The following is a 22,884-nucleotide window of genomic DNA, read 5'->3' as shown; positions in this document are numbered from 1 at the left end:
GTAACCAATGAAAAAACTGATTCTGACCACTGCGGCCTTGGCGCTGAGCGCCGGCATGGCCATGGCGGACACCGTTCGTCTGGGCACCGAAGGCGCCTATGCGCCGTGGAACTTCGTCAACGACGCTGGCGAAATCGACGGGTTCGAGCGTGAACTGGGCGATGAGCTGTGCAAACGCGCAGGTCTGGAATGCGAGTGGGTCAAGAATGACTGGGATTCGATCATTCCGAACCTCGTCTCGGGCAACTACGACGCAATCATCGCCGGCATGTCGATCACCGATGAGCGTGACGAAGTCATCGACTTTACCCAGAACTACACGCCGCCGGATCCGTCGGCCTATATCGCCATGTCTGATGGCGTGGACCTGGCTGGTGGTGTGATCGCCGCCCAGACCGGCACGATTCAGGCGGGTTATGTGGCCGATTCCGGTGCAACTCTGGTTGAGTTCGCCAGCCCCGAGGAAACCATTGCTGCTGTGCGCAACGGCGAAGCGGATGCAGTCCTTGCTGACCGGTCGTTCCTGGCACCCTTTACCGAAGATGGCTCGGGCCTGCTTTTTGTGGGTGACGACGTTCCGCTGGGCGGCGGTGTCGGAATGGGTATCCGCGAATCCGATGGTGAGCTGAAAGAGAAGTTCAACGCGGCCATCCAGTCCATGAAGGACGATGGCAGCCTGAACGCGCTGATCACTAAGTGGGAAGTGTCCTCGACCTTCTGATAAACTCTGCGGCGCGCCTTACTTAGGGCGCGCCGCCTCAGAGCCCTTGCAAGTCAAAGAGGCCCGCCATTTTCTCGTTCTGCACCGATCCCGAAACACTCGGCACGTTCCGTTGGTTTGCCTGTTACCTGACCAACGGTGTGCATTGGCTGTTTTATCTATCCTTCTTCAAGGTCCTGCTGCTGCTGGCGATCACCGCCCCGGTTGCATTGGGGTTCGGCTTTCTGGGGGCCATGGCCGCGCGGTCACATTTTCCACCGCTTGCCATGTTGGGCAAAGGCTATATCGCCATCGTTCGCGGTGTGCCGGATATCGCGTTCTTCATGTTCTTCGTGATAGCGCTGGATCAGGCATTCGAATGGACGCGCCACAAGATTCTTTGCCCCGAATGGACTGACCCCGTTCGACAGGGCAATGATTTCATCGTTTGTCAGGCCGCCAAACTGCCGCTTGGAACTGCACCCGAATGGGTTCACGAGACCTATGGCTTTTTCCTGGCCGTTATTACTTTTTCAATCGTGTTTGGCGCATTTGCCGCCAATGTTCTGTTTGGCGGCATGCGCGCCGTCCCGCATGCGCAACTGGAAACCGCCGAAGCTTACGGTATGACCCGCCGCCAGACATTCTGGCGCATTCTGGTACCACAGATGTGGGTCTACGCCCTGCCCGGCCTGTCTAACCTTTGGATGGTGCTGATCAAGGCCACACCGTTGCTGTTCCTGCTGGGCATCGAAGACATCGTCTATTGGGCCCGCGAACTGGGGTCGTTCAAAAACCCGAAATTCACCCAATACCCGCACGGCGACTGGCGTATGTGGTACTTCCTTGCTCTGCTCGTGTTTTACCTGGGCATGACCCGCGTCTCGGAAATCGGCCTTGAACGGTTGATGCGTCGCCTGTCGCACGGACAAGCCACCGCAGGCGGAGAGCTTCTGCGCAAGGAGACCACCGCATGAGCTGCATCCAGACCATCCAGGACTATGCGCTTCGCTCGGTCGGCATCGGTGAACGCCTTCTGCCGCGCAATGATTTTACACTATGCGAGCAATTCACCCTGATCGGTTCGGGCATGATCTGGAATATTTATTTCGGGATCATGGCGCTGGCGACCGGGTTCTTTCTGGCTACAGCGCTGGCCGTTGGCAAAGCGTCAAGCAAGAAATGGCTGCGCAAACCGTCCGAGTGGTTCATTTTCCTGTTCCGGGGATCTCCTCTGTTCATCCAGTTTTTCTTTGCCTACTTCTTCTTCCTGTCCCTCAAGCAGAGTTTTCCCTTCTTCGACGCATTGACCTCTGCCTGGCTGGGAGCGTTGATCGTGTTGTTCTGCAACACCGCCGCATATTCAGGCGAGATCTTCTATGGTGCCCTACGCTCGATCCCCAAGGGCGATATTGAGGCTGCAGACGCCTATGGAATGACCGGCTGGTCGCGGTTTCGCCGTATCATTTGGCCGACCATGCTGCGGCTTGCCTGGCCTGCCTACACAAATGAGGCAATCTTTTTGTTCCACGCCACCACGCTGGTCTTCTTCTCGGCCTTCCCAGTCTGGCAACAACGGGGCGATGCGCTTTATTACGCGGGCTATTTCGCGGACAAGACGTTCAATCCGTTCATCCCCTACCCTATTCTGGCCTTCTATTTCATTCTGCTGACTCTAGTGGTGATCTGGGGCTTTGGGCTGGTGAACAAACACCTAAACCGGCACCTGCCCGTGGCCAAACGCAGCAAGATGAAGTTGAGACTAAATCTGGCCCGCTGAGACACAGCATTCCTGTCGCAGGCTTTGATGCGGTTCTGGCAGTGGTCCCGAAAGCACGCCACCGCAGAGCGGCCCCGCAGCTTCGCCGGCCAACACCCCAAGGCGTTTCTTCGTGAAGCTCAGAACTTGGAATTTTGATACCACCAAGCCCTTCCGCAGCCTTTGCACCTGTGCTGCCCTGGCGCTTTTCATCTCGGCTCCGTTAACAGCGGCGCTGATGCTGGTATCGTCCATTCCGTTCCTCGTCGGCGAGTCTCAGGCCGGCCCGGTTGTCACACTAGCCTATGTCGGGCTGTCGTTTCTAATGGCAGCTTTTACCCTGCCTTTCATGTTGCCGCTGATATTCTCACTGGTGCCATTCACGGCTCTGTTCCCTCTGGCGGGCGCGGCCCTGTCCTTTCCTTTGATCCGACACGGCCGGATCAAGAAACAGCCCCTCCTGTGGATCTGGGTTGCGCTTTGGCTGATCACCTTCTTTGCAGGAATTCTGTCTGGTAAGATCTCGGTCTAAGGAAAAATCGCCGCCGCGAACAGCAATGCACATGCATTCAGCCGGACAAGCAGCCTTGTAATTATTCAACCGATGATGAGGGAGATGGTACCGCCTCCCTGGCTTGAACAGGGGACCTCTGGATCCACAATCCAGCGCTCTAACCAACTGAGCTAAGGCGGCACTCGTGAGGGGCGATGTACCGAACGCGCCGAGGGAATGCAAGAGGATTAAAGCCGAATTTCCCAGCTTTGTTCGACAAGATCGACCCCGAAAGAATGCACCGGTTTGCTACCCGTCAATTGCCATCCCGTCGCCTGATACAGCGCGCAAGCGGCACGGTGACTTTCGTGGGTCCATAGCGACATTTTCTCAAACCCAGTGTCGCGGGCGTGGTCCATACAGGTATGCAGCAAGCGCTTACCCAAACCTTTTCCGCGCGCCTCGGGCACTAGAAAGAACAGGCGCAGTTTTGCAGTGATCTCATCCAGTCGCACGCAGAAGATACTCCCCAGAGGAACGCCTGCCCGCTCCGCGATCCAACCGCGATCACAGGACGGGTCATGGGTTGCCACAAACTCATCCAGTATCTGCTGCACAAGGCGTGCAAAGCTTTTGTCAAACCCTTCATCACGCTCGTAAAGAAGGCCGTGCTGCGCGACCAGCCACGGAACGTCTGATGGGCGAAAAGGTCTGATCACCGTGTCGTTCATTCCTCATCTGACCCGATCAGCGGCTTGATTCTCAAGTCTTTGCGCGCTAGCACAAACGCTCATCCCCGGAGGCGCAAATGGGTATCAACACCGAACGTGACATTCAGGCCAACCTGCAAATCGGCCCGACCGACCAAGGCATGGTGCGCCTGTTCATCGAAGCTGATGGCGTCGAGATACCGATGGATTTCGAACCCGACGAGGCTGAAGAAATCGCCGAAGAGATTCGCGCTGCCGCGCAAGCCGCGCTGGCGGTGAAAGGCTAACGCGCTAAAGCCTTGGGTCTCGCAATGCGTGCAGCCTTCGGGCGGCATCGGTTGCAAATTTCTGGATCATCTTCTTCCGGCGTGCCGGAGCCAGCTTATCCTCTGGGGCCATGCGCACGATCTCGGCGTCATAGGCGTCGGCGATGATCAGACCAGTCTCGGCAGGCAACAGCTCGGTCGGGAACTCGGTATCCACGGCCCAGAAGAATCGGTCGCACCACTCCAAATAGCCCTGCCACTTGGAATCCGATTGGTAATCCGCTCGGCAGGATTTGCATTCCACTACCCACAATTCACCCTTGGGGCCCAACCCCATAACGTCCACACGCAACCCGCGCGCCGGCACGAATTCCTCAACAGAAACAAAACCATGCGCGCTGAGATGACGCGCCACGCCGCGTGCTAGCTTCTGGCCGGGTTGTAGATCCAATGTCATTGGGAAAATGTGAACAATTCGTGAACAAATTGCAAGAGCGAGATTGCTGTTGACATGATACCATATGGTATCAAATAAATATGAAACCTAATGGTATCGGATATGAGGAAACGGATGCCTGACCAAATCCAAAACGCGTTTCGCGCGCTTGCGGACCCCACGCGCCGGGACATCGTTCAGATGCTTGCATCGCAGGATATGACAATCGCGCAACTGACAGATTGCTTCGACATGACCCGAGCGGCCGTCAAAAAACACCTGACCGTGTTGTCGGACGGAGGCCTCATCCAGGTCGAAGCTCGGGGGCGAGAACGCATCAACCGTCTTGAACCCAAGGGAATGGCCCCTGTTCTGGATTGGTTGAGCTTCTTTGATCAGTTCTGGGACGAGCGCCTGCGTAACTTGAAAGAAGCCATTGAGAGGAAAGAGACATGACCAACGCAGTTTTGCAAAAGACCATCTTCCTGCGCGCTGAGCCGGACACTGTCTGGGACTATCTGACCGAACCGGAACGCCTTGCCGAATGGTTTCACAAGCCCGAACGCCCACTGGCAGCAGGACAAAAGCTTGAGATGTTCGGAACCACAAGCGGCGATCTTTTGATCTGGGGAGAGGTGCGCGAGGCGCGCAAGCCGCAGTATCTTGAATATACCTTCACGGTGAAACCGATGGGAGACTCCGTCAGTGTGGTCAAATGGACGTTGGAGCCCGTAGACGGCGGCACACGATTGTCCTTGGTGCACGAAGGCCTGCCCCAGGGCGCTGAGGCTTTCGGCCTGATCCTGGCCCTGGACAACGGTTGGGACGAGCATTTCGGCAAGATGCGCAAAGCTCTGCACGAAACTGTTGACGCTTAACCCCTTGTGCCAGCCCGTCAGACGCCCTAACTAAGCGCTTGGCGGGTTCTGCCCTTCTTGTGACTGGTAGCATTCTGGTGGCCTTAAGCAATTCCGAGGGGGCTGGCTCTGTTCAGGTCCTGGCCTGATTACCTGGCGCCCACCTGTACATACAGGTCCTCGGGAATCACACCGCACGGTTGACTGGTGGTCCCGCCACATTTTTCTAAAATTATCAGCGCTCTGCGCGTGAGCCTTGCTTGGCCAGCACAGGTTTGAACACATTAACGACGGGTGATCCACGGCGCGGACTACCCGGCCTTTCCGCCATGCTCATGATCTTGTAGGCGAACTGGACACCTGCAAAAACGATGCCGTTCATGAACCAGATCATGACGAGTGCCACCAACCCAACATCCGAACCCCAAATCAACCCGCGCAGATTGGCCACGTTCACAGCCAACAGCACGCCGACAAATACGGCCGAGATCACAAATCCCCAGATAACCTGAGTGATATAAAGACGGATGAGCTTGGGCATAGCGGCACTCCCTGTTTGGTCACAAGCGTAGCCTTCGGATGCTCTGAGTAAAGGCGTCAGAACGCCTCGGGCTGAGCCTCGCGCGCCATGTGGTCCAGTACAGCGTTCACGAATTTCGGCTCTTTGCCTTCCGGGAAAAAGGCGCGGGCCACGTCGACGAATTCGGTGATGACCACTTTGGGCGGCGTGTCACTCTGGGTCAGTTCGGCCCCGGCGGCGCGGAAAGCGGCGCGCAAGGTCGGGTCGATACGTGCGATGGGCCATTTGGCCACCAGCGCGCGGTCGGTCATCTGGTCGATGGGGGCCTGATAGTTCACGGCGTCCTCGACCAGTTTGCGGAACAGGCGGATATCGCCGTCCAGCATCTCTTCCCCCTCATAAACGGCACCAAACCGGTGATCCAGAAACTCGGTCACGACTGCTTCGGTCGTCTGGCCTGACTGCTCCATCTGGAACAGCGCCTGCACGGCGTAAAACCGGGCGGCGGATTTCATCAGGCGTTTCTGGTTGGCCGGTTTCGGCGCGTCTGTCTGGGTCATGCTGTCGTGGATCCGTTGCTGTCGCCCGCCACAAGGATGGACTCGGACGGCGGCTTGAAGCCCACGCCCTTTTTGGAAGAGCCCCACTTACGGCTGAGCGCGATCAGATGCAAGGCCGCAGCGGCTGCCCCGCCCCCTTTATTCATCTTTTCTGGATTGGCGCGGACCTCGGCCTGTTCGTCATTCTCGACGGTCAGGATACCGTTGCCGATCAGCAGACCCTGAAGACCCATCAGTTGGATGGCCCGACTGGAGTCGTTACAGACAGTTTCATAATGCGTGGTCTCGCCGCGAATAACGCAGCCCAGCGCAACATAGCCGTCGAAATCGCACTGACGGTCGGCCATTGCGATGGCGGTCGGGATTTCCAGCGCGCCGGGAACTTCGACCACTTCACAGGTGCCACCTGCGGCCTCGATCTCTGCTTTGGCACCGGCGACCATATTGTCCGCGATAGCGCGGTAGAACGGGGCCACCACCAGCAGCAGTTTCACCGGCTTGTCGAATGTCGGAGTCGGCAGGACGCCGTGTTTGTCTTGTTCAGCCACGATCAGTCTTCCTTGAGGATGGAACGGGTGCCGACGATGGACAGGCCAAACGCGTCGAGCCCCAGATATACGGTTTCGGGCGAGTCGGTCAGCAGCACCAGCTCGTGAATGCCCAATTTGGACAGGATCTGAGACCCCAGTCCTGTTTGTTTGATAGTCCGAGGGCCTTCATCCTCGACCGCGTAAAGCGAGTTGCGCGGTTGGCGGAACAGACAGACGACGCCGCGCCCCTCTTCGGCGATCTTCTCCATCGCACGCGGCAGTTCGCGCGAAGATTTCGGCCCGAGGCCCAAGATATCCGGCGCTTCGTGCAAAGCATGGGTGCGGGTCAGAACGGGCTCGGGCGTGGTGATGTCGCCTTTGATCATGACCACATGTTCGATGCCATGAAGCTGGTCAGTGAACAGCCGCATCTCCCATTCGCCACCATATTCCGAATTGACGGTTTCACGCGACGTCTCGACCACCAGATTGTCATTGCGGGATCGGTAGGTGATCAGGTCGCTGATCGTACCGATTTTCATGTCATGGGTTTGTGCGAATTCCACCAGATCGGGCAGACGCGCCATTGTGCCGTCGGGCTTCATGATCTCGCAGATCACGCCCGAAGGATTCAGCCCAGCCAAGCGCGAGATATCCACGGCGGCCTCGGTATGGCCCGCACGCACCAGCACCCCGCCCCGCTTGGCGCGTAGGGGAAACACATGGCCGGGGGTCGCGATGGCCGCCATGGTGTTCTGCTCGTTGATCGCCGTCGCCACGGTCAGCGCCCGGTCAGCGGCGGAAATTCCGGTCGACACACCTTCGCGTGCCTCGATGGACACGGTGAACGCGGTTTCATGACGCGAGGAATTGTTCACCGCCATCATCGGTAGGCCCAGCGCCTCCACACGTTCTGCGGTCATCGGCAGGCAGATCAGGCCGCGCCCATGGGTGGCCATGAAGTTGATCGCCTCGGCATCCGCGAACTCGGCCGCGATGACCAGATCGCCTTCATTCTCACGGTCTTCGTGGTCGACCAGAATATACATCCGGCCTTTGCGCGCCTCTTCGATGATCTCTTCGATCGGGCTGATCGCGTCGCGCAGTTGCGCCTCGACGGGTCCGGGGGTTTCAAAGCTCATTGGGCAGCCTTTCGCAGAGCATGTTTGCACGGGTGGATAGACCACCCCGCGCGCAAAGACCAGTCTGCAAACGTCCCGAACCGGTCAGAACGCGGCGTTCAACTCAGGACATTTCTGCCAAGCGGGCGACGTAGCGAGCCAGCGTGTCGATCTCAAGGTTCACCTTGTCTCCGACCGCAACATCGCCCCAGGTTGTCACCTCTTTGGTATGAGGGATGAAGTTGATGCCAAAGTCACATCCGTCCACGTCATTGACGGTCAAGGACGTCCCGTTCAGCGCAACAGATCCTTTCGGCGCGATGAACCGCGCCAAGTCCTTGGGAGCGCGCAGGGTGACACGCGTACTGTCACCTTCGTCCTGCATGGCCACAATTTCGGCCACGCCATCCACATGGCCGGATACGATATGCCCGCCGAGTTCATCGCCAACTTTCAAGGCGCGTTCAAGGTTGACGCGTTTCCCGAGTTTCCAGCCATCCAGATTGGTCTTCGACACGGTCTCGGCGCTGATCTGGACATCGTACCAGTCATCGCCCAGCGCGATCACAGTCAGGCACACGCCGTCACTGGCAATGGATGCGCCGATATCAATCCCAGCGGTGTCATAGCCCGTCTGAATGCGCGCCCGCAAATCGCCCTGCTGATCTAACTCGGTAATGGTTCCTATATCTGTGACGATCCCAGTGAACATTTTCTTTACCCTTGGTTTGCTAACCTATGACCCGTAGTCCCAGTCGAGGTAAGCGTAACCGCCATGGCGGGCAAGCCCTGCCTTGCCGGGAATGATGGAAACGGGCATAAATTTAGCCATAACACCACACGAGCAGTCCTCATGCCACCAATCACCACAGACGCGGATCAACGCGTCTTTCTGTTCCTGCAAGGACCGCACGGCCCGTTCTTCAACGCGCTAGGGCGGATTTTGCGCAAAACAGGGGCGACGGTGTGGCGCGTGGGGTTCAACGCTGGCGACCGAGCCTTTTGGTTCGAGCGGGCCAGCTATATCCCATTTCGCGGCAGGCCTGAAGATTGGCCGGGCACATTCACCCGACTGATAACGGATCTCGGCGTCACAGATCTGGTGCTTTATGGCGACACGCGACCGATCCACGCGCAGGCTGCCGCAATCGCGCAAGAAAACGGGCTGACAGTGCATGTGTTCGAAGAAGGGTATCTGCGCCCCTGGTGGGTGACGTACGAAAGGGCGGGCTCGAACGGGAACTCGCGGCTTATGTCCATGGATATCACGCAGATGCAGGATGCGTTGGAACAGACTGACACTCAGACATCGCCTCCGCCTGCCCATTGGGGCGACATGCGTGAGCATATTTTCTATGGTGCGCTCTATCATTGGTTCGTCCTGTTTCTGAACCAACGCTACCGTAATTTCCGCCGTCACCGGGAATTACCCGTCTCACGGGAGTTTCTGCTTTATTTCAAACGCTTCATGCTGATGCCCTTCCACAGGCTACAACGCTTTTGGGCCACCCAGCGCGTGCGCCGGACAGGGCAGCCCTACCATCTGGCGTTGCTGCAACTTGGGCATGACAGCTCGGTACAGGCGCATTCGGATTTCAACGGAATGAGCGAGTTTCTGGAACATGTCATTCGCGGTTTTGCCGGAGGTGCACCCCGGCATCACCAACTGGTGGTCAAGGAACATCCTCTGGAAAATCATCGAGAGCCTTTGCGACAACGCACACGCGATCTGGCCCGCTCTTTTGGGGTTGCCGACAGGGTGCACTATGTCCCCGGCGGCAAATTGGCCCGTCTGTTGGATGAGGCCAGCTCGGCCGTGACGATCAACTCGACAGCAGGACAGCAGGTGCTTTGGCGCGGCATACCGCTGCGCATTTTTGGACGGTCGGTCTATGACAAGGCGGAATTCGTCTCGCAACAACCGCTTGAGGCGTTTTTTGCCAATCCCACTCGGCCCGATCTGGACGCCTACCGGAGCTATCGCCGGTTTTTGCTGAAGACCAGCCAAATTCCGGGTGGTTTCTACTCGGTGCGAGGGCGTCGGCAGCTGCTACGCCGTGCGGCGGATTTGATGCTGAACCAATATGATCCCTACCAAACCCTGCTGAACGAGACCGAGAGGCCACAGTTGAAAATCGTGCAAGGACTCGAACGGGTTGAGACTGGAAGTCGTGCGGCGAACCGGTTAGCCTGACACAAACAAAAAAGACTGAGGATATTCGGCAGTGCAGTGCTTTCCCATCCGCTGGGTACGGGGGGTTTCCCTTGTGGCCGCTTTCGGTCTGCTGGCGGCGTGCCAGCTTCCCAAATCTGGTCCTAATAAATCCGAAATATTAGCGGGCTCCACCGCGAATGGAGGCAACGCTTTTGTCGTCGAGGTGGATGACCGCGTCACCAAGGAAACATCGGCCATCCCACAATTCGGGTTCTCAGCAGCCTTTCGCAGCGCGCCAAATCTGACGGCAGACACGGTGCGCCCCGGCGATGTTCTCGGTCTGTCGATTTGGGAAAACGTCGACAACGGCCTTTTGTCGGTTCAGGCGGGCGCGGCCACATCCCTGAACGAAGTGCAGGTCGATAGCGAGGGCTTCATCTTTGTCCCATATGCTGGGCGGGTCCGCGCAGCGGGCAACACTCCGGAACAATTGCGCATCGTCATCACCGACAAGCTGCGCGAGCAAACCCCTGATCCGCAAGTCGAAGTACGCCGCGCTGCGGGGGATGGGTCAACCGTATCTTTGGTTGGCGGTGTGGCGTCTCCGGGCATCTACCCGATCGAACGCCCGACCCGAACGCTCAGTGGGATGCTGTCACGGGCTGGTGGTGTTTCGGTCGGTTCCGATATCGCTCTGGTCACACTAATACGCGGCGATCAGCGGGGGACGGTCTGGTACAACGACTTGTTCAGTGATCCCAAACTGGACGTCGCGCTACGCGCCGGAGATCGCATCTTGATTGAGGCGGACACCCGCTCTTACGTGGCGCTTGGCGCCACCGGCGGGCAATCGCGGGTAGCCTTTGACAGTCAGGACCTTTCCGCCCTAGAGGCTTTGGCCCAGGTTGGCGGCTTACAATCTCTGTCCTCAGACCCAACCGGTATTTTCGTGCTGCGCAAGGAACGCGAAGAAATCGCACGTGCGGTCATGGGGCAGCCTGATCTGCAAGGGGATCAGCGCATGATCTACCTATTGAACCTCACCGCACCCAACGGGCTGTTCATCGCGCGCGATTTCGTCATCCGCGATGATGACACGATCTATGTCACCGAAGCCCCCTACTCACAGTGGAGCAAGTCCATCTCGCTGATCGCGGGCGGCCTGACACCGCTGGCAAATGTCACAACGCTGACAGGCGGCTGATGTATTCCGGCACAACAGCCGGGGACAGTCGGACCCGACTGCTTGTCTACAACGGCGGGTTTCTGACCCAACGCCGCATCCGCCGAATCCTGACGCTTGCAGGTTACGACATCCGCCTCGGCCTGCCGAAAGACGGCGACTTGGTGGGTGTCTGGGGCGACAGCCCCACCGCGCATCGTGGCCGATGGGTGGCAGAAAGGTATGACGCACCCATCCTGCATGTCGAAGATGCCTTTCTGCGCTCTCTTCATCCCGGTCGAAGCGGAGAAGCCCCTATGGGTCTGTTGCTGGACCGGTCGGGCCTGCATTTCGACCCGTCGCTACCCTCTGAGCTTGAGACACTTCTGGCCACTCACCCGCTGGACGACACCGCCCTTCTGAACCGAGCCCGTAGCGGGATCGAGCGTTTGCGTGACGGACATCTTGGCAAATACTCGGCCTATCACCCGGACATCAAACCACCTGAACCCGGCTATGTTTTGGTCGTTGATCAGGCACGCGATGACGCCTCGGTCAAGGCCAGTGGCGGGGATCTGGCGCGCTTTCGCGAAATGCTGGTGATGGCGCAAGAGGAGAACCCCGGCGCCCGCGTCCTGATCAAAACGCATCCCGAAACCATCCAAGGCCACCGCCCCGGCTATTACTCGGACCAGGATAAGACAGACCGGGTCACACTGTTCAGCGATCCGATCAGTCCCTGGACCCTGCTGGAAGGTGCCGTTGGCGTTTACACGCTGTCATCGCAATACGGGTTCGAGGCCATTTTGGCCGGGCACAAACCGCGTGTCTTTGGCCTGCCATTCTATGCCGGTTGGGGATTGACGCAGGACGAGCCATACCTGCCCCGTCGCCAGCGCAACTTGACACGACCGCAGCTATTCGCGGCGGCGATGATCTTGTACCCGACATGGTACGACCCATTCCGAGATCAGCTCTGTCAGTTGGAAACCGTTCTGGACACGCTCGAAGCGCAGACCCGCGCATGGCGGCAGGATCACAGAGGGTGGACCGCCTCGGGGATGCGTTTGTGGAAACGTAAACACATCCAACAGATGTTCGGGCGCGAGAAAAAAGTCAGGTTCACCCCGGATATTCCGACGGCGGGCGAACAACCACATATGGTCTGGGCCAATCAAGCCGAGGCGACGGATCACGTTGTGCGTGTCGAGGATGGATTTCTGCGGTCTCGGGGGCTGGGGGCCCGGCTGGTGCCCCCTCTGTCGCTGGCGACGGATGATCTGGGAATCTACTATGATCCAACCCGTCCCAGCCAATTGGAAAGCCTGATCGCCCGGCGCGAAACCCTGCGCCCGGATCAGGAGCTGCGCGCCGAGCGGCTTGTGGCGCAGATCATCTCGGGCCAGATCAGCAAATACAACACGGGCGACCCCGCCCCCGCCCTGCCCGATGGGCACCGCATTTTGATTCCAGGTCAGGTGGAGGATGACGCCTCGATCCAGCTGGGGGCAAGCGATGTCCGCACCAACGCAGATTTGCTACGCGCTGTGCGCGCCGCCAACCCGGACGCAGTGCTGATCTACAAACCCCATCCTGATGTCGAGGCTGGCCTGCGCAGTGGCAATATCGACGCCCGCGATCTGGCGGACGTCGTCGTCTCGGATACCGATCCGGCCTCATTGTTGGCGCAGGTGCACGAGGTCTGGACCATAACTTCGTTGCTTGGGTTCGAAGCGCTGATGCGTGGGATACCTGTGACCACTCTGGGCGCGCCATTCTATGCAGGTTGGGGATTAACGACCGACCTGGGTTCAGTTCCCGCGCGGCGCGGCGCGCGCCCGTCAATGCTGGGGCTGGTCCATGCCGCATTGATAGACTACCCGCGCTATCTTGATCCTGTGACCGGCCTGCCCTGCCCCGTCGAAGTTGCGGTTCAACGTCTGTCCGAGGGATATCAAAACGACCGGCCTGGATTACGGGCACTGTCGAAACTACAAGGGCTCTTTGCGACCTATGCGCATCTCTGGCGGCGCTAGCGCAGGGATCTTTCCCAGCGGTGCAGGATATCCGGCCCGATGGCACGGGTTTCCATCAAAGAAAACCGGGGCGCGGCCTCCAGCGTTTCAAGTCCCAGCGCCCCAATCGCGGGCAGCCCCTCGGCCCCGATGGTCAACCCGGCGCTGAAACCGATCAGTTCATCCACCAGATCCTGCGCGAGCAAAGACGCAGCCAAAGCCGAGCCGCCCTCACAAAAGACACGGGTCAAACCGACCTGCCCAAGTTGCTGCACCAAATCCAAGGGATCAATTTGATGATCGTGCAAGGCACAAGGGATCAAACGCGCGCCCAACCCCTCCCACGCTTTTGCCCGCTCGGGGTCGGGGGATGGTCCGTGACAGAGCCAGACCGGGATGTCCTTGGCCGTTCTGGCCAGTTGCCCCAATAAGGGAAGGTCCAAATGGCGCGAGACCACCACGCGAACCGGTTGCGCCTGGACCCCCAAATCACGCACCGTCAGTGAGGGGTCATCCGCCCGTGCGGTCCCAGCGCCCACCATCACCGCATCGTGGCGCGCGCGCATTGCATGGACGGCACGGCGCGCCGTGGGCCCGGTAATCCACTGGCTGTGCCCGGACGCCGTGGCAATACGGCCGTCAAAACTGCTGGCCAGCTTGAGCGTTACAAACGGGCGACCCTGCTCGTTCTTCAGGAAAAAGCCCGCGTGATCCCGCTCGGCCTGATCCAAGAGGACACCGGTCGTGACTTCGATCCCCGCGTCGCGCAACATCGCAAAGCCCTGCCCCGCCACGCGCGGATCACTGTCTTCGATGGGTGAAACCACGCGCGAAACGCCCGCAGCAATCAGCGCCTGCGCGCAGGGCGGTGTCTTGCCATGATGCGCACATGGTTCCAGCGAGACATAGGCCGTCGCACCGCGAGCCGCGTCGCCAGCCTGTTTCAGCGCCTCGGTTTCAGCATGCGGGCGACCGCCGGGTTGCGTCCAGCCGCGCCCGACAATCCGACCATCCCGCACAAGTACACAGCCCACAGACGGGTTAGGCCAGCACATCCCCTGCCCGCGCTGCCCCAAAGACAGGGCCAGCGCCATATATCGCTTATCTGAGTCGCTCACTCGTCCGTCGAAGGCTGCGGCGGGCGCAGTTCGTGGACAAATTCCTCGAAATCATCGGCCGCCTGGAAATTCTTGTATACGCTTGCAAAGCGTACATAGGCGACGGTGTCGATCCGTGCCAGCGCTTCCATGACAATCTCGCCGATTTTGTTCGAGGGGATATCCGTCTCGCCCATGCTTTCCAACCGCCGGACGATGCCCGAGATCATCTGGTCGATACGCTCGGGGTCAATGGGCCGTTTCTGCATCGAGATACGGATCGACCGTTCCAGCTTGTCGCGGTCGAAATCTTCGCGCTTGCCGTTTGTCTTGATCACGACCAGATCGCGCAACTGGACCCGTTCATAGGTGGTAAACCGCCCGCCACATGCCGGGCAAAAGCGACGTCTGCGGATCGCAACGTGATCCTCAGCCGGGCGTGAATCTTTCACCTGTGTGTCAATATTTCCGCAAAACGGGCAGCGCATCCGCCGTCTCCTCGTCCCTATATCCGCCTCTTTTGTAAGCGCTGTGGCTTACTTATCCACAACTATAGGGCAGCCGCTAGAGTTTGGGTAGTCGGAAAATTTTACCGCAATATCCTGATTCTAAGCAAAATGCGCCGCGACCTTGCGGGTATGCGGCTGGGAGCGATGTTCAAAAACGTAGATTCCTTGCCACGTTCCCAGAACCGGGCGACCGTTCGCCACCGGGACAGTCAGCGACACAGGCAATAAGGCTGCCTTGATATGCGCAGGCATATCGTCTGGGCCCTCATAAGTGTGCCGCAAGTAAGACATCGATGGATGGTTCGAGGGCGGCACCAGCCGTTGAAAAAAAGCATTCATGTCCGTCTGCACCTCGGGGTCCGCGTTCTCCTGTATCACCAGAGAACACGACGTATGGCGGACGAACAGCGTCAGAAGCCCGTGAGCTTCGACCGAGTTGAGCCAGTTACACACGTCGCGGGTGAATTCATACAAACCCGGTCCGCGCGTCGAAATAATAAACTCGGTCTGCAGCAAGACGGCGCTAGACTCCGTTAGTCGTCAAAGATTTGGCGACGGTAGCACAGCGAATTGGCGCTTTGAACCGATCTGCTTTGACCGGCGACAAACCCGACAGACACAGTCTTGGTCGGGGTGCTGACACCCGCTGGCGGATTGATCGAGAATTGGACCGCCGTACGACGACCGGTCGCTTCGCTGGGACCATAGCCGCGCACAACATAGATCGGCTGTTTCCAACCCGCACCCAAGGTTCTGCGCGCGTAATCCGCAGCGGCGCACCAATATCCGTCCACATCAGTTCGACCGCGCGGGATCACTTCGTAAACGTTGCTGTTGACGGGCGCGATTTGGTACCCAAGTCGTGCAAATCCCGTCGCTGAGACCGGCGTACTCAGCACCACTGCCGCCACAGCGGCATATGTCATAACCTGTTTCATAATCATACTCTTTCCTGTTACGAGGTAAGACTGGAAATAGTATACGCTGCTTGCAGTCAAAGGCGGTTCACGATCAATTCAGCCTCAGTCGGGGCTTGCGTGATCCGGCGTTAGCCATCCGTGATATCGGATGAGCAGTCCCAATACGGGCAATCTGGCCGAAACGTCAAAACGGAACCGACCCACCGCGTCCTGCCATTCGACGGTCGAGGATTTGGGCACCAAAACGCCCGGACATGGCACCCCGAAAACAGACAAGCCCTGAATTTTCAATTTCAGTTCTGCGCCGTTCCATATCGGTTCTAGCCAAAATGTCAGTACGCCCGCCTTTTCACAGACCAACATGGTCTTTGGATCAAACCGAATTGACGATTGCATCAGATGCCCGGCAAAATCTCGCGTCCAAAACCACGTCTCATTGTCCTGTCGGGTCACGATGCGGATCGCAATGTCGCTAGCCACGGGTGGGAACCTACCCAGCCATAGCGCTGATCTTACGACCCAACTTGTTCCGGCTTCGACCGAACAACGCCCTGAAAACTTGCCAGGATGTTCGTGCAGAGCGCGAAGCGCGTCAGGCAAATCGGAATGCGTTGGCAGGGCTTGCCAGAACGGGTCCAATCAGAACCCTCCGGGCAGAAAACACGTGTGGATTGCCGCGTCTGGTATCAGGCAGCTAGGCCTTTGCCCGAATAGCCTGTAGCGGTTGCGCGCGACTGCAAAATAGACCGGGTCTTTCATAATTCTTGGCAAAAAGCGGCACAGCCCAAGAACCGGCCACAAACCTGGCAAAGCCCGCATAGCTGCAGCAAAAGCATCCAGACGTTGGAACACCTGGCCATCAACAATGACCAGATTGGTCTCAAAATCCTCGGTTGGCAGGCCAAGACTGATATACATCTGCTGCCCCAGCGGCGACTGCGCCGTGACGAATTTGAACCGAGCCAGCCTATCGTGTCTTAGCATGAACTGAAAAAAACCAGCACACAGGACACATTCGCCGTCGAAAACGATTACGTCCTGGTCTTTCGTCACGCTGGTCAGATCAAAATGCTGCATGTCGCCCTTTTCACGCCAGTTTTGCGCTGGTTGCGTGAATGGAGCAATGCGACACAATTGGACACGGGTGTGCCGGGGAGCCACTGACAATCCGTTTTGTGTCCGGACTGGGCTCGACCTCATCCCCGAGAAGGTTCTAACCCGGCAACGAGGCTCAGATAATGCCTTAGTAGAAAAAGCGCTTGTGACTTTGCGCCAAGCTTTTTCGACAACCGGACAATGGTCGTTGCAGCATAGATGCAAAATCTGGGCAAACAGGCTATGATGAACCTATGGACGTCGACATCGCCCGCATTCAGACATTGACCCGAACGCTAGATCAGAAAGCGGCGGACAATTCTGTCGCCAACAAATTGCTTGAGAAATGTGGGCTCAGCCGGCCCGAGGTCGAAGCGCTAAACAGCGGGATCAGCGCAAAAACCGAAGCTCTGTTCACCAGATATGCCTGTGATGCCCTAGGCGATCCGACGTTTGCCGCGCAAGCGGGGCTGGCCTTCAAATCATCCTCGAGCCTGACGGCCTATGTCAGCAAATACTCTCGCGATCTGAAGCAGGTACTGGAAAACGCGGCCCGCTATCATGGCCTTATTGATCCCGCCCTGCGCTTCAGTCTGCGCGTGGCCGGGAACTTTGCCACGATCGAGGCCGAGTGGAAGGACGCCAGCTATGCCCGTTTTCATCGCCGGACCGAGTTTCTGATGTTCGCCGGTCTTTCACGTATGCGCGACCTTACCCAGATTGATTTTTACCCGATAGAAATGTGTTTTCAGCACGAAGTTGGGGAAAACAAGGCGCAGTATCAGAAGCTTGCAGGATTTCCCGTCTCTTTCGGAACCGAGAGGCTCGAGATCATTCTGGCCCTATCAACGCTAGATTTACCTGTCCCGACATATGACCCCAAATTGCGTCAGCATCTGTTGGAGTATGGGGATCGCGTCATGGCCGACAGACGCCAACCCAAACAGAAATTGCGCGCGCAGGTCGAAGGGCTGATCACCAGATCCCTTCCTGGTGCAATCCTGCAAGCCGAGGAAGCCGCCGCCAATTTGGGTCTTAGCACCCGTACCTTTGCGCGTCGATTAAAGGATGAAGGAACCAGCTATCGCGAGATCGTCGATGACCTCAGATGCGATCTAGCGCAGACCTTCATCACCAACGGAATGAACTTGACCGAGATTGCCTATTCGCTTGGCTATGCCGATCAACCCGCCTTCTCCACCGCTTTCAAGCGCTGGACCGGGCAAGCCCCAAGCACGTTCCGCAGCAGATTGGATCCTCCACCCCAAGGGTGAGACCGGGGGTCATCGGCGCAGATGCCTCGCCCCGGTCCGTCCCATGAGTGGACAACAGTGAGGTAAGTGCCGCTGCTGCTCAGAACTTGTGAAATCCTGCCAAAGCGTTTTCTGAAACGGTCATCTGAATGAAAAAAGGCGCCTTGGTTGAGGCGCCTTTTGTTTATTGGTCTAGGAAGGATCGCAGTTTTCGTGACCTGCTGGGGTGTTTCAACTTCCGCAACGCCTTCGCCTCGATCTGGCGGATACGTTCGCGGGTCACGCTGAACTGCTGGCCAACCTCTTCCAGCGTATGGTCGGTGTTCATACCGATGCCAAAGCGCATCCGCAGCACCCGCTCCTCACGCGGAGTGAGAGAGGCCAGAACCCGTGTGGTGGTCTCTTTGAGGTTTTCCTGAATGGCGCTGTCCAGAGGCAACACTGCATTCTTGTCCTCGATGAAATCGCCCAGTTGGCTGTCTTCCTCGTCGCCGATCGGTGTTTCCAGAGAGATCGGCTCTTTGGCGATTTTCATCACCTTGCGAACCTTCTCTAGCGGCATTTGAAGCTTTTCGGCCAGTTCTTCCGGCGTCGGCTCGCGACCGATTTCATGCAGCATCTGGCGACCGGTCCGAACCAGCTTGTTGATCGTCTCGATCATATGAACCGGAATACGAATGGTGCGCGCCTGATCCGCGATAGACCGCGTGATCGCCTGACGAATCCACCAGGTCGCATAGGTCGAGAATTTGTAGCCGCGGCGGTATTCGAACTTGTCCACCGCCTTCATCAGGCCAATGTTCCCTTCCTGGATCAGATCAAGGAATTGCAGGCCACGGTTGGTGTATTTCTTGGCGATCGAAATCACCAGACGCAGGTTGGCCTCGACCATTTCCTTCTTGGCCTGCCGCGCCTCTTTCTCACCCTTCTGAACCTGCTGCACGATGCGGCGGAATTCGGGGATGTCCAAACCGACATACTGACCGACCTGAGCCATATCGTTGCGAAGTTCTTCGACCTTCGCGGTCGAGCGTTCAATGAACATCTGCCAGCCCCGACCCGGCTTTTCCGCCATATCCGACAGCCAGTTGGGGTCCAGCTCGCGCCCGCGATAGGCGTCGATAAACTCACGGCGGTTGATCCGTGCCTGATCCGCCAGCTTCACCATCGAACTGTCCAGCGACATCACGCGGCGGTTGATACCGTAAAGCTGGTCGATCAGCGCTTCGATCCGGTTGTTATGCAGGTGCAGCCCATTCACCAGCTCAACAATCTCGGCGCGCAACTTTTGGTATGTTGCTTCGTCCTGTTCGCTGAAGGTGCCGTCTTCATTCAGTGTGGCTGAAATTCGGCTGTCCTGCATTTCCGACAGCATCGAGAAGTCGGTCGAGATGCGTTCTAGCGTGGTCAGAACCTGATCCTTCAGCGCGGCTTCCATCGCGGCCAGTGACATGTTGGCCTGATCATCGTCGTCATCATCGTCGTCGTTGTTCAGCGGGTTGCCGTCGGCGTCCAGCTCGGGGCCGGTATCCTCTTTCGCGGGCTTGGCGGCCTGCACGTTCGAGGTGTCAACCACTGGTTCCTCGACGTCGCCGTCTTCGTCCATCTGGTTGCCAAAAGTGGCCTCCAAATCGATGACGTCGCGCAGCAGAATGTCTTCGGACAGCAATTCGTCGTGCCAGATGGTGATCGCCTGGAACGTCAGCGGGCTTTCGCACAGGCCTGCGATCATCGTGTTCCGCCCGGCCTCAATCCGTTTGGCGATGGCAATCTCGCCCTCGCGGCTCAGCAGTTCGACGCTGCCCATCTCGCGCAGATACATGCGCACAGGGTCGTCGGTGCGGTCCAGCTTTTCGGTCGCCGCCCCGGCCAAAGCAACCTCGCGGTTGCTTTCGGTCGTGGTTAGTTCGGTCGAGCCTTTGTTTTCTTCTTCCTCGGCCTCTTCATCTTCGATGATGTTGATGCCCATCTCGGACAGCATCGACATCACGTCTTCGATCTGCTCCGAGCTGACCTGATCCGGCGGCAAAACCTGATTGAGCTGGTCGTAGGTGATGTAACCTTTCTCGCGGGCCTCGGCGATCATCTTCTTGACCTGGGCCTGGCTCATATCCAGCGAGATTTCCTGTTCCTGCTCGTCGGATTTGCGGTCTTCGTTGGTATCCTTGGCGGCCATTCAATGCTCCTGCAGGGATGGGTGATTCGTTTGAACCGAATCATTAGCGCGTAGAAGTGATTCGGCCACCCGTTTACCCGTTTTTCTTTTCCAGTGCCTTACGAAAACACCACTTTACCGGCGTTTCCGCTCGAAATTGATCCCGGACATGATTGCCTCAAACTTGTCTTTCTCGTCGCGGTTGATTCGCGCGCCATTGTCGGCCACGTCGAATATCGCCCTGTCCTCATTCTGGCTGCGGCTTGTGCGGTTACGCTCTTCGGCGGCCTGGGCCAGCCGGTATGTCAGCGCCTCATCGGCCAGATCAGACAGTTCCTCCTCGGCTTCGGCAATCTCTGCGTCCAACCCCCTGAGAGCTTTGATCTTTGCGAGCTCCTCGGCCAGCGTCATTTCGGCCTTTTCGACATCGCCCGGTTTATACACACAAGGGATCACTGCGACATGGCGAAGGGCCAGCAGGTTTTCAAGGGCTTCGGGCCCCAAAGTTTCAGCAATGTGGTCTTTCAGATTCTCGGGGTCATCAATCGCATGGCGCAGGATGGCGTGGCGCAGAGCGGCGTGGTCGGGGTCACGGCACTCCATCTCTTCCAACTGGATTTCGAACTGCACAACCACCTGCGGGTTCAGCGCTGCAATGGCCAGAATCGCCGCTTCGCGCAGTTGGATTTCCGAACCTTCGGACGAGGCCAGGAAGGACGCGCGTGCTCCTGGTGTCGCCGTCGGCTGAGGCTGCCACTTGCCGCGCGGTTGCCATTGACGGTTCTGCGGTTGGCGCTGCGGGCGGAACAACTGCCAACGCAGGTCCTTGATTTCCTGCCCGTAATGCGACCGGATCGAGGGGTCGCGGATAAGCTTGATCTTCTCGCGCAGCGCCTTGTCCAGCGCCGCTTTGCGCTCGGGACTGTCGAACACCTTGCCCTCGGTCTCGCGCTGCCACAGCAGCTTGACCATGGGAATTGCGCCTTCCAGCACGGCTTGCACGGCCCCCGGCCCTTCGGCGCGCAGCAGGTCGTCGGGGTCCTTGCCCTCGGGCATCAGGGCAAACCGCAGAGATTTCCCTGCCTCAAGCAGCGGCAGGGCCAGATCAACCGCGCGCATCGCGGCGCGCAAGCCCGCCGTGTCACCATCCAATGCAATGACCGGCTCATCGGATATGCGCCAGAGCAGTTGCAGTTGATGTTCGGTAATCGCGGTGCCCAGCGGAGCAACCGACGCGCCAAACCCGGCCTCGGCCAGCGCGATCACATCCATATAGCCTTCGGCCACGATCAGAGGTCGCCCCTTCCCCGCCGCTTGCCGCGCGGGCCCGTGGTTGTAGAGGCTGCGCCCCTTATCGAACAATTCGGTCTCGGGCGAGTTCAGGTATTTCGCATTATCATTGGGGTCCATCGCCCGCCCGCCGAAGGCAATACACCGCCCACGCGGGTCACGGATCGGGTACATGATCCGGTTTCGGAAGGTATCATAAGGCTTTTTGCCTTTGTTCGACGGTTTCGCCAGACCCGCCCCCAGGATCAGATCCTCGGCCACATTCTTGCCGCTCAGATGATCCCACAGAGCCTGCCATCCATCGGGGGCGAAGCCAATCTCCCATCGATCCAGCGCCTGCGCGTCCAACCCCCGGCGGGTCAGGTAATCGCGCGCCGCACTCCCGGCCCCGGTCTTGAGCTGCAGACGGAAGAACTGCACCGCCTGCTCCATCACCTCGGCCAGTTGCGCCCGGCGGTCCTGCTTTTCCTGCGCCTTGGGATCGCGCTGCGGCATCGGCATCCCGGCCTCGCGGGCCAGAATCTCGACCGCTTCGATGAACGAGACATTCTCGGTCTCTTTCACGAAACTGATCGCATCCCCTTTGGCGTGGCACCCAAAGCAGTAGTAAAACCCCTTTTGATCATCCACATGGAACGACGCCGTCTTTTCATGGTGAAACGGGCACGGCGCCCACATATCACCCTTGCCTTGATTGGATTTGCGCTGGTCCCACATGACCTTTCGCCCCACGACCTGAGACAGGCTGAGGCGCGTACGCAGTTCATCCAGAAATCCGGGGGGCAATGACATGTGCTAAACCTGCCAGAAATGAAAACGCGCGCCAAGGGGATGGCGCGCGGTTGTCCACAGGGAAATGGCGGACCTGTGGATTATTGCTGCAAGCACAGCTCCAGCCAGGCGGCACCAAGGTCTTTCTTGCGCACGTCGCGCATCTTTTGCTCATAGACCCAAGGCGTGATCAGCGGGATAGCCGCATTGTAATTTTCTGGCCAAGTGGGCCCTGCATCGGCGACAGCCTGCGGCACGTCGCGTTCCTTCACCCGGTCCAGCCGCGCCTGCTGAATGGCGGCCACGACGTCGGCTTGAAACTTGCAGCTTTGTTCCTTGGTTTCCTGAGCGGCCAGAGGGGTAGCCAGTACAAGGGCCGCAACGGCGATACGCAACATGTAGGTCTCCGGGATTCGTTTCTGTTCCGGCAGTCTATCCCCGGCAAACCCGTCCCGCCATCGCCGTTTTGCACCTCGCGCCTTCGTGTTGCCCAGGGGCGACCCAAGGCCG

Annotated in this window: 27 protein-coding genes and 1 tRNA gene; 11 read left to right on the top strand and 17 right to left on the bottom strand. The window is 58.4% G+C overall.

Translation table 11 applies throughout. The annotated features are described in order from the left end of the window. The first annotated feature begins 7 nt into the window (after window positions 1-7). The 4 genes from AC2FJ6_RS07860 to AC2FJ6_RS07845 all read left to right on the top strand — a co-directional run bounded on the left by AC2FJ6_RS07860 (window position 8) and on the right by AC2FJ6_RS07845 (window position 2,991). Window positions 8-721, top strand: a complete 714-nt coding sequence (locus tag AC2FJ6_RS07860) for a transporter substrate-binding domain-containing protein (protein WP_170769361.1) — start codon at window positions 8-10, stop codon at window positions 719-721. A gap of 68 nt (window positions 722-789) precedes the next feature. Then, complete coding sequence (locus tag AC2FJ6_RS07855) at window positions 790-1,677, top strand: ABC transporter permease (RefSeq protein ID WP_170769835.1); 888 nt, start codon at window positions 790-792, stop codon at window positions 1,675-1,677. Continuing rightward, window positions 1,674-2,480, top strand: a complete 807-nt coding sequence (locus tag AC2FJ6_RS07850) for an ABC transporter permease (protein WP_170788435.1) — start codon at window positions 1,674-1,676, stop codon at window positions 2,478-2,480. Before AC2FJ6_RS07855 ends, AC2FJ6_RS07850 begins: the two co-directional genes overlap by 4 nt. A 112-nt stretch (window positions 2,481-2,592) precedes the next feature. Then, the gene (locus AC2FJ6_RS07845; protein ID WP_480875098.1) at window positions 2,593-2,991 is read left to right on the top strand and encodes a hypothetical protein; all 399 of its coding nucleotides are present in this window, start codon (window positions 2,593-2,595) and stop codon (window positions 2,989-2,991) included. A gap of 85 nt (window positions 2,992-3,076) precedes the next feature. On the opposite strand, the gene AC2FJ6_RS07840 is transcribed toward AC2FJ6_RS07845, so the two are convergent. Both AC2FJ6_RS07840 and AC2FJ6_RS07835 read right to left on the bottom strand, forming a co-directional pair. Beyond that, window positions 3,077-3,153: transfer RNA gene (locus tag AC2FJ6_RS07840), tRNA-His, on the bottom strand. 47 nt (window positions 3,154-3,200) lie between these two features. Then, window positions 3,201-3,683, bottom strand: coding sequence for a GNAT family N-acetyltransferase (locus AC2FJ6_RS07835; RefSeq protein ID WP_170769358.1), 483 nt, complete (start codon window positions 3,681-3,683; stop codon window positions 3,201-3,203). A 77-nt stretch (window positions 3,684-3,760) separates the two neighbouring features. On the opposite strand from AC2FJ6_RS07835, the gene AC2FJ6_RS07830 reads away from it, so the two are divergent. Continuing rightward, window positions 3,761-3,949 carry a DUF6324 family protein gene (locus tag AC2FJ6_RS07830; protein ID WP_170769357.1) on the top strand — a complete coding sequence of 63 codons (189 nt, stop codon included), beginning with the start codon at window positions 3,761-3,763 and terminating at the stop codon, window positions 3,947-3,949. A gap of 4 nt (window positions 3,950-3,953) precedes the next feature. Here AC2FJ6_RS07830 and AC2FJ6_RS07825 read toward each other — a convergent pair whose 3' ends face one another. Then, window positions 3,954-4,385 (bottom strand): MmcB family DNA repair protein, encoded by a 432-nt coding sequence (locus AC2FJ6_RS07825; RefSeq protein ID WP_170769356.1) that lies wholly within the window; start codon window positions 4,383-4,385, stop codon window positions 3,954-3,956. A 114-nt stretch (window positions 4,386-4,499) separates the two neighbouring features. Here AC2FJ6_RS07825 and AC2FJ6_RS07820 point away from each other — a divergent pair, with 114 nt between their 5' ends. Together AC2FJ6_RS07820 and AC2FJ6_RS07815 are read left to right on the top strand one after the other, a co-directional pair. Further along, entirely contained in the window at window positions 4,500-4,820 is a 321-nt protein-coding gene (locus AC2FJ6_RS07820) for an ArsR/SmtB family transcription factor (protein WP_170769355.1), read from the top strand. Next, window positions 4,817-5,242: an SRPBCC family protein gene (locus tag AC2FJ6_RS07815; protein ID WP_170769354.1), complete on the top strand. Its 426-nt coding sequence runs from the start codon at window positions 4,817-4,819 to the stop codon at window positions 5,240-5,242. Before AC2FJ6_RS07820 ends, AC2FJ6_RS07815 begins: the two co-directional genes overlap by 4 nt. Window positions 5,243-5,456: 214 nt before the next feature. Here AC2FJ6_RS07815 and AC2FJ6_RS07810 read toward each other — a convergent pair whose 3' ends face one another. The 5 genes from AC2FJ6_RS07810 to AC2FJ6_RS07790 form a co-directional block, all read right to left on the bottom strand. After that, window positions 5,457-5,762, bottom strand: a complete 306-nt coding sequence (locus tag AC2FJ6_RS07810; RefSeq protein WP_170769353.1) for a hypothetical protein — start codon at window positions 5,760-5,762, stop codon at window positions 5,457-5,459. Window positions 5,763-5,818: 56 nt separating this feature from the next. Continuing rightward, the gene (gene nusB / locus AC2FJ6_RS07805) at window positions 5,819-6,301 is read right to left on the bottom strand and encodes a transcription antitermination factor NusB (RefSeq protein ID WP_170769352.1); all 483 of its coding nucleotides are present in this window, start codon (window positions 6,299-6,301) and stop codon (window positions 5,819-5,821) included. Next, entirely contained in the window at window positions 6,298-6,849 is a 552-nt protein-coding gene (locus AC2FJ6_RS07800; protein WP_170769351.1) for a 6,7-dimethyl-8-ribityllumazine synthase, read from the bottom strand. The genes nusB and AC2FJ6_RS07800 overlap by 4 nt, the downstream gene beginning before the upstream one ends. 2 nt (window positions 6,850-6,851) lie before the next feature. Further along, window positions 6,852-7,973, bottom strand: a complete 1,122-nt coding sequence (ribB, locus tag AC2FJ6_RS07795; RefSeq protein ID WP_170769350.1) for a 3,4-dihydroxy-2-butanone-4-phosphate synthase — start codon at window positions 7,971-7,973, stop codon at window positions 6,852-6,854. Window positions 7,974-8,076: 103 nt separating this feature from the next. Further along, the gene (locus tag AC2FJ6_RS07790; protein WP_170769349.1) at window positions 8,077-8,664 is read right to left on the bottom strand and encodes a riboflavin synthase; all 588 of its coding nucleotides are present in this window, start codon (window positions 8,662-8,664) and stop codon (window positions 8,077-8,079) included. A 141-nt stretch (window positions 8,665-8,805) separates the two neighbouring features. Here AC2FJ6_RS07790 and AC2FJ6_RS07785 point away from each other — a divergent pair, with 141 nt between their 5' ends. From AC2FJ6_RS07785 to AC2FJ6_RS07775, 3 genes are read left to right on the top strand one after another with little or no spacing between them, the layout of a single operon-like run. Further along, window positions 8,806-10,146 carry a capsule polysaccharide biogenesis protein gene (locus AC2FJ6_RS07785; protein ID WP_170769348.1) on the top strand — a complete coding sequence of 447 codons (1,341 nt, stop codon included), beginning with the start codon at window positions 8,806-8,808 and terminating at the stop codon, window positions 10,144-10,146. Window positions 10,147-10,177: 31 nt separating this feature from the next. Then, on the top strand, window positions 10,178-11,311 hold the full coding sequence (locus AC2FJ6_RS07780) for a polysaccharide biosynthesis/export family protein (RefSeq protein ID WP_170769347.1): 1,134 nt from the start codon (window positions 10,178-10,180) through the stop codon (window positions 11,309-11,311). Then, entirely contained in the window at window positions 11,311-13,305 is a 1,995-nt protein-coding gene (locus AC2FJ6_RS07775; protein ID WP_170769346.1) for a capsule polysaccharide biogenesis protein, read from the top strand. Before AC2FJ6_RS07780 ends, AC2FJ6_RS07775 begins: the two co-directional genes overlap by 1 nt. Here the strand turns inward: AC2FJ6_RS07775 and ribD are convergent. The 6 genes from ribD to AC2FJ6_RS07745 form a co-directional block, all read right to left on the bottom strand. Continuing rightward, window positions 13,302-14,402, bottom strand: a complete 1,101-nt coding sequence (gene ribD / locus AC2FJ6_RS07770; protein WP_331252069.1) for a bifunctional diaminohydroxyphosphoribosylaminopyrimidine deaminase/5-amino-6-(5-phosphoribosylamino)uracil reductase RibD — start codon at window positions 14,400-14,402, stop codon at window positions 13,302-13,304. The genes AC2FJ6_RS07775 and ribD overlap by 4 nt on opposite strands. Next, window positions 14,399-14,869: a transcriptional regulator NrdR gene (nrdR, locus tag AC2FJ6_RS07765; RefSeq protein WP_008756450.1), complete on the bottom strand. Its 471-nt coding sequence runs from the start codon at window positions 14,867-14,869 to the stop codon at window positions 14,399-14,401. The genes ribD and nrdR overlap by 4 nt, the downstream gene beginning before the upstream one ends. Window positions 14,870-14,989: 120 nt before the next feature. Beyond that, window positions 14,990-15,403, bottom strand: coding sequence for a secondary thiamine-phosphate synthase enzyme YjbQ (locus tag AC2FJ6_RS07760; protein ID WP_170769833.1), 414 nt, complete (start codon window positions 15,401-15,403; stop codon window positions 14,990-14,992). A gap of 20 nt (window positions 15,404-15,423) precedes the next feature. Beyond that, window positions 15,424-15,828, bottom strand: a complete 405-nt coding sequence (locus tag AC2FJ6_RS07755; RefSeq protein ID WP_170769345.1) for a hypothetical protein — start codon at window positions 15,826-15,828, stop codon at window positions 15,424-15,426. 84 nt (window positions 15,829-15,912) lie between these two features. Then, the gene (locus AC2FJ6_RS07750) at window positions 15,913-16,410 is read right to left on the bottom strand and encodes a DUF4166 domain-containing protein (protein WP_496668831.1); all 498 of its coding nucleotides are present in this window, start codon (window positions 16,408-16,410) and stop codon (window positions 15,913-15,915) included. A gap of 39 nt (window positions 16,411-16,449) precedes the next feature. Further along, window positions 16,450-16,887: a thiol-disulfide oxidoreductase DCC family protein gene (locus tag AC2FJ6_RS07745; RefSeq protein ID WP_496668760.1), complete on the bottom strand. Its 438-nt coding sequence runs from the start codon at window positions 16,885-16,887 to the stop codon at window positions 16,450-16,452. A 272-nt stretch (window positions 16,888-17,159) separates the two neighbouring features. Here AC2FJ6_RS07745 and AC2FJ6_RS07740 point away from each other — a divergent pair, with 272 nt between their 5' ends. Continuing rightward, window positions 17,160-18,179: a helix-turn-helix domain-containing protein gene (locus tag AC2FJ6_RS07740; protein ID WP_170769342.1), complete on the top strand. Its 1,020-nt coding sequence runs from the start codon at window positions 17,160-17,162 to the stop codon at window positions 18,177-18,179. 163 nt (window positions 18,180-18,342) lie between these two features. Here AC2FJ6_RS07740 and rpoD read toward each other — a convergent pair whose 3' ends face one another. From rpoD to AC2FJ6_RS07725, 3 genes are all read right to left on the bottom strand, one after another. Beyond that, the gene (gene rpoD / locus AC2FJ6_RS07735; RefSeq protein ID WP_170769341.1) at window positions 18,343-20,334 is read right to left on the bottom strand and encodes an RNA polymerase sigma factor RpoD; all 1,992 of its coding nucleotides are present in this window, start codon (window positions 20,332-20,334) and stop codon (window positions 18,343-18,345) included. A 114-nt stretch (window positions 20,335-20,448) separates the two neighbouring features. Next, window positions 20,449-22,395, bottom strand: coding sequence for a DNA primase (gene dnaG, locus AC2FJ6_RS07730; RefSeq protein ID WP_170769340.1), 1,947 nt, complete (start codon window positions 22,393-22,395; stop codon window positions 20,449-20,451). An 80-nt stretch (window positions 22,396-22,475) separates the two neighbouring features. Next, entirely contained in the window at window positions 22,476-22,772 is a 297-nt protein-coding gene (locus AC2FJ6_RS07725; protein ID WP_170769339.1) for a hypothetical protein, read from the bottom strand. Window positions 22,773-22,884: the final 112 nt, after the last annotated feature.

This window comes from Ruegeria sp. CDSA089, assembly GCF_059612205.1.
This window is presented reverse-complemented; position numbering and strand designations above follow the sequence as displayed.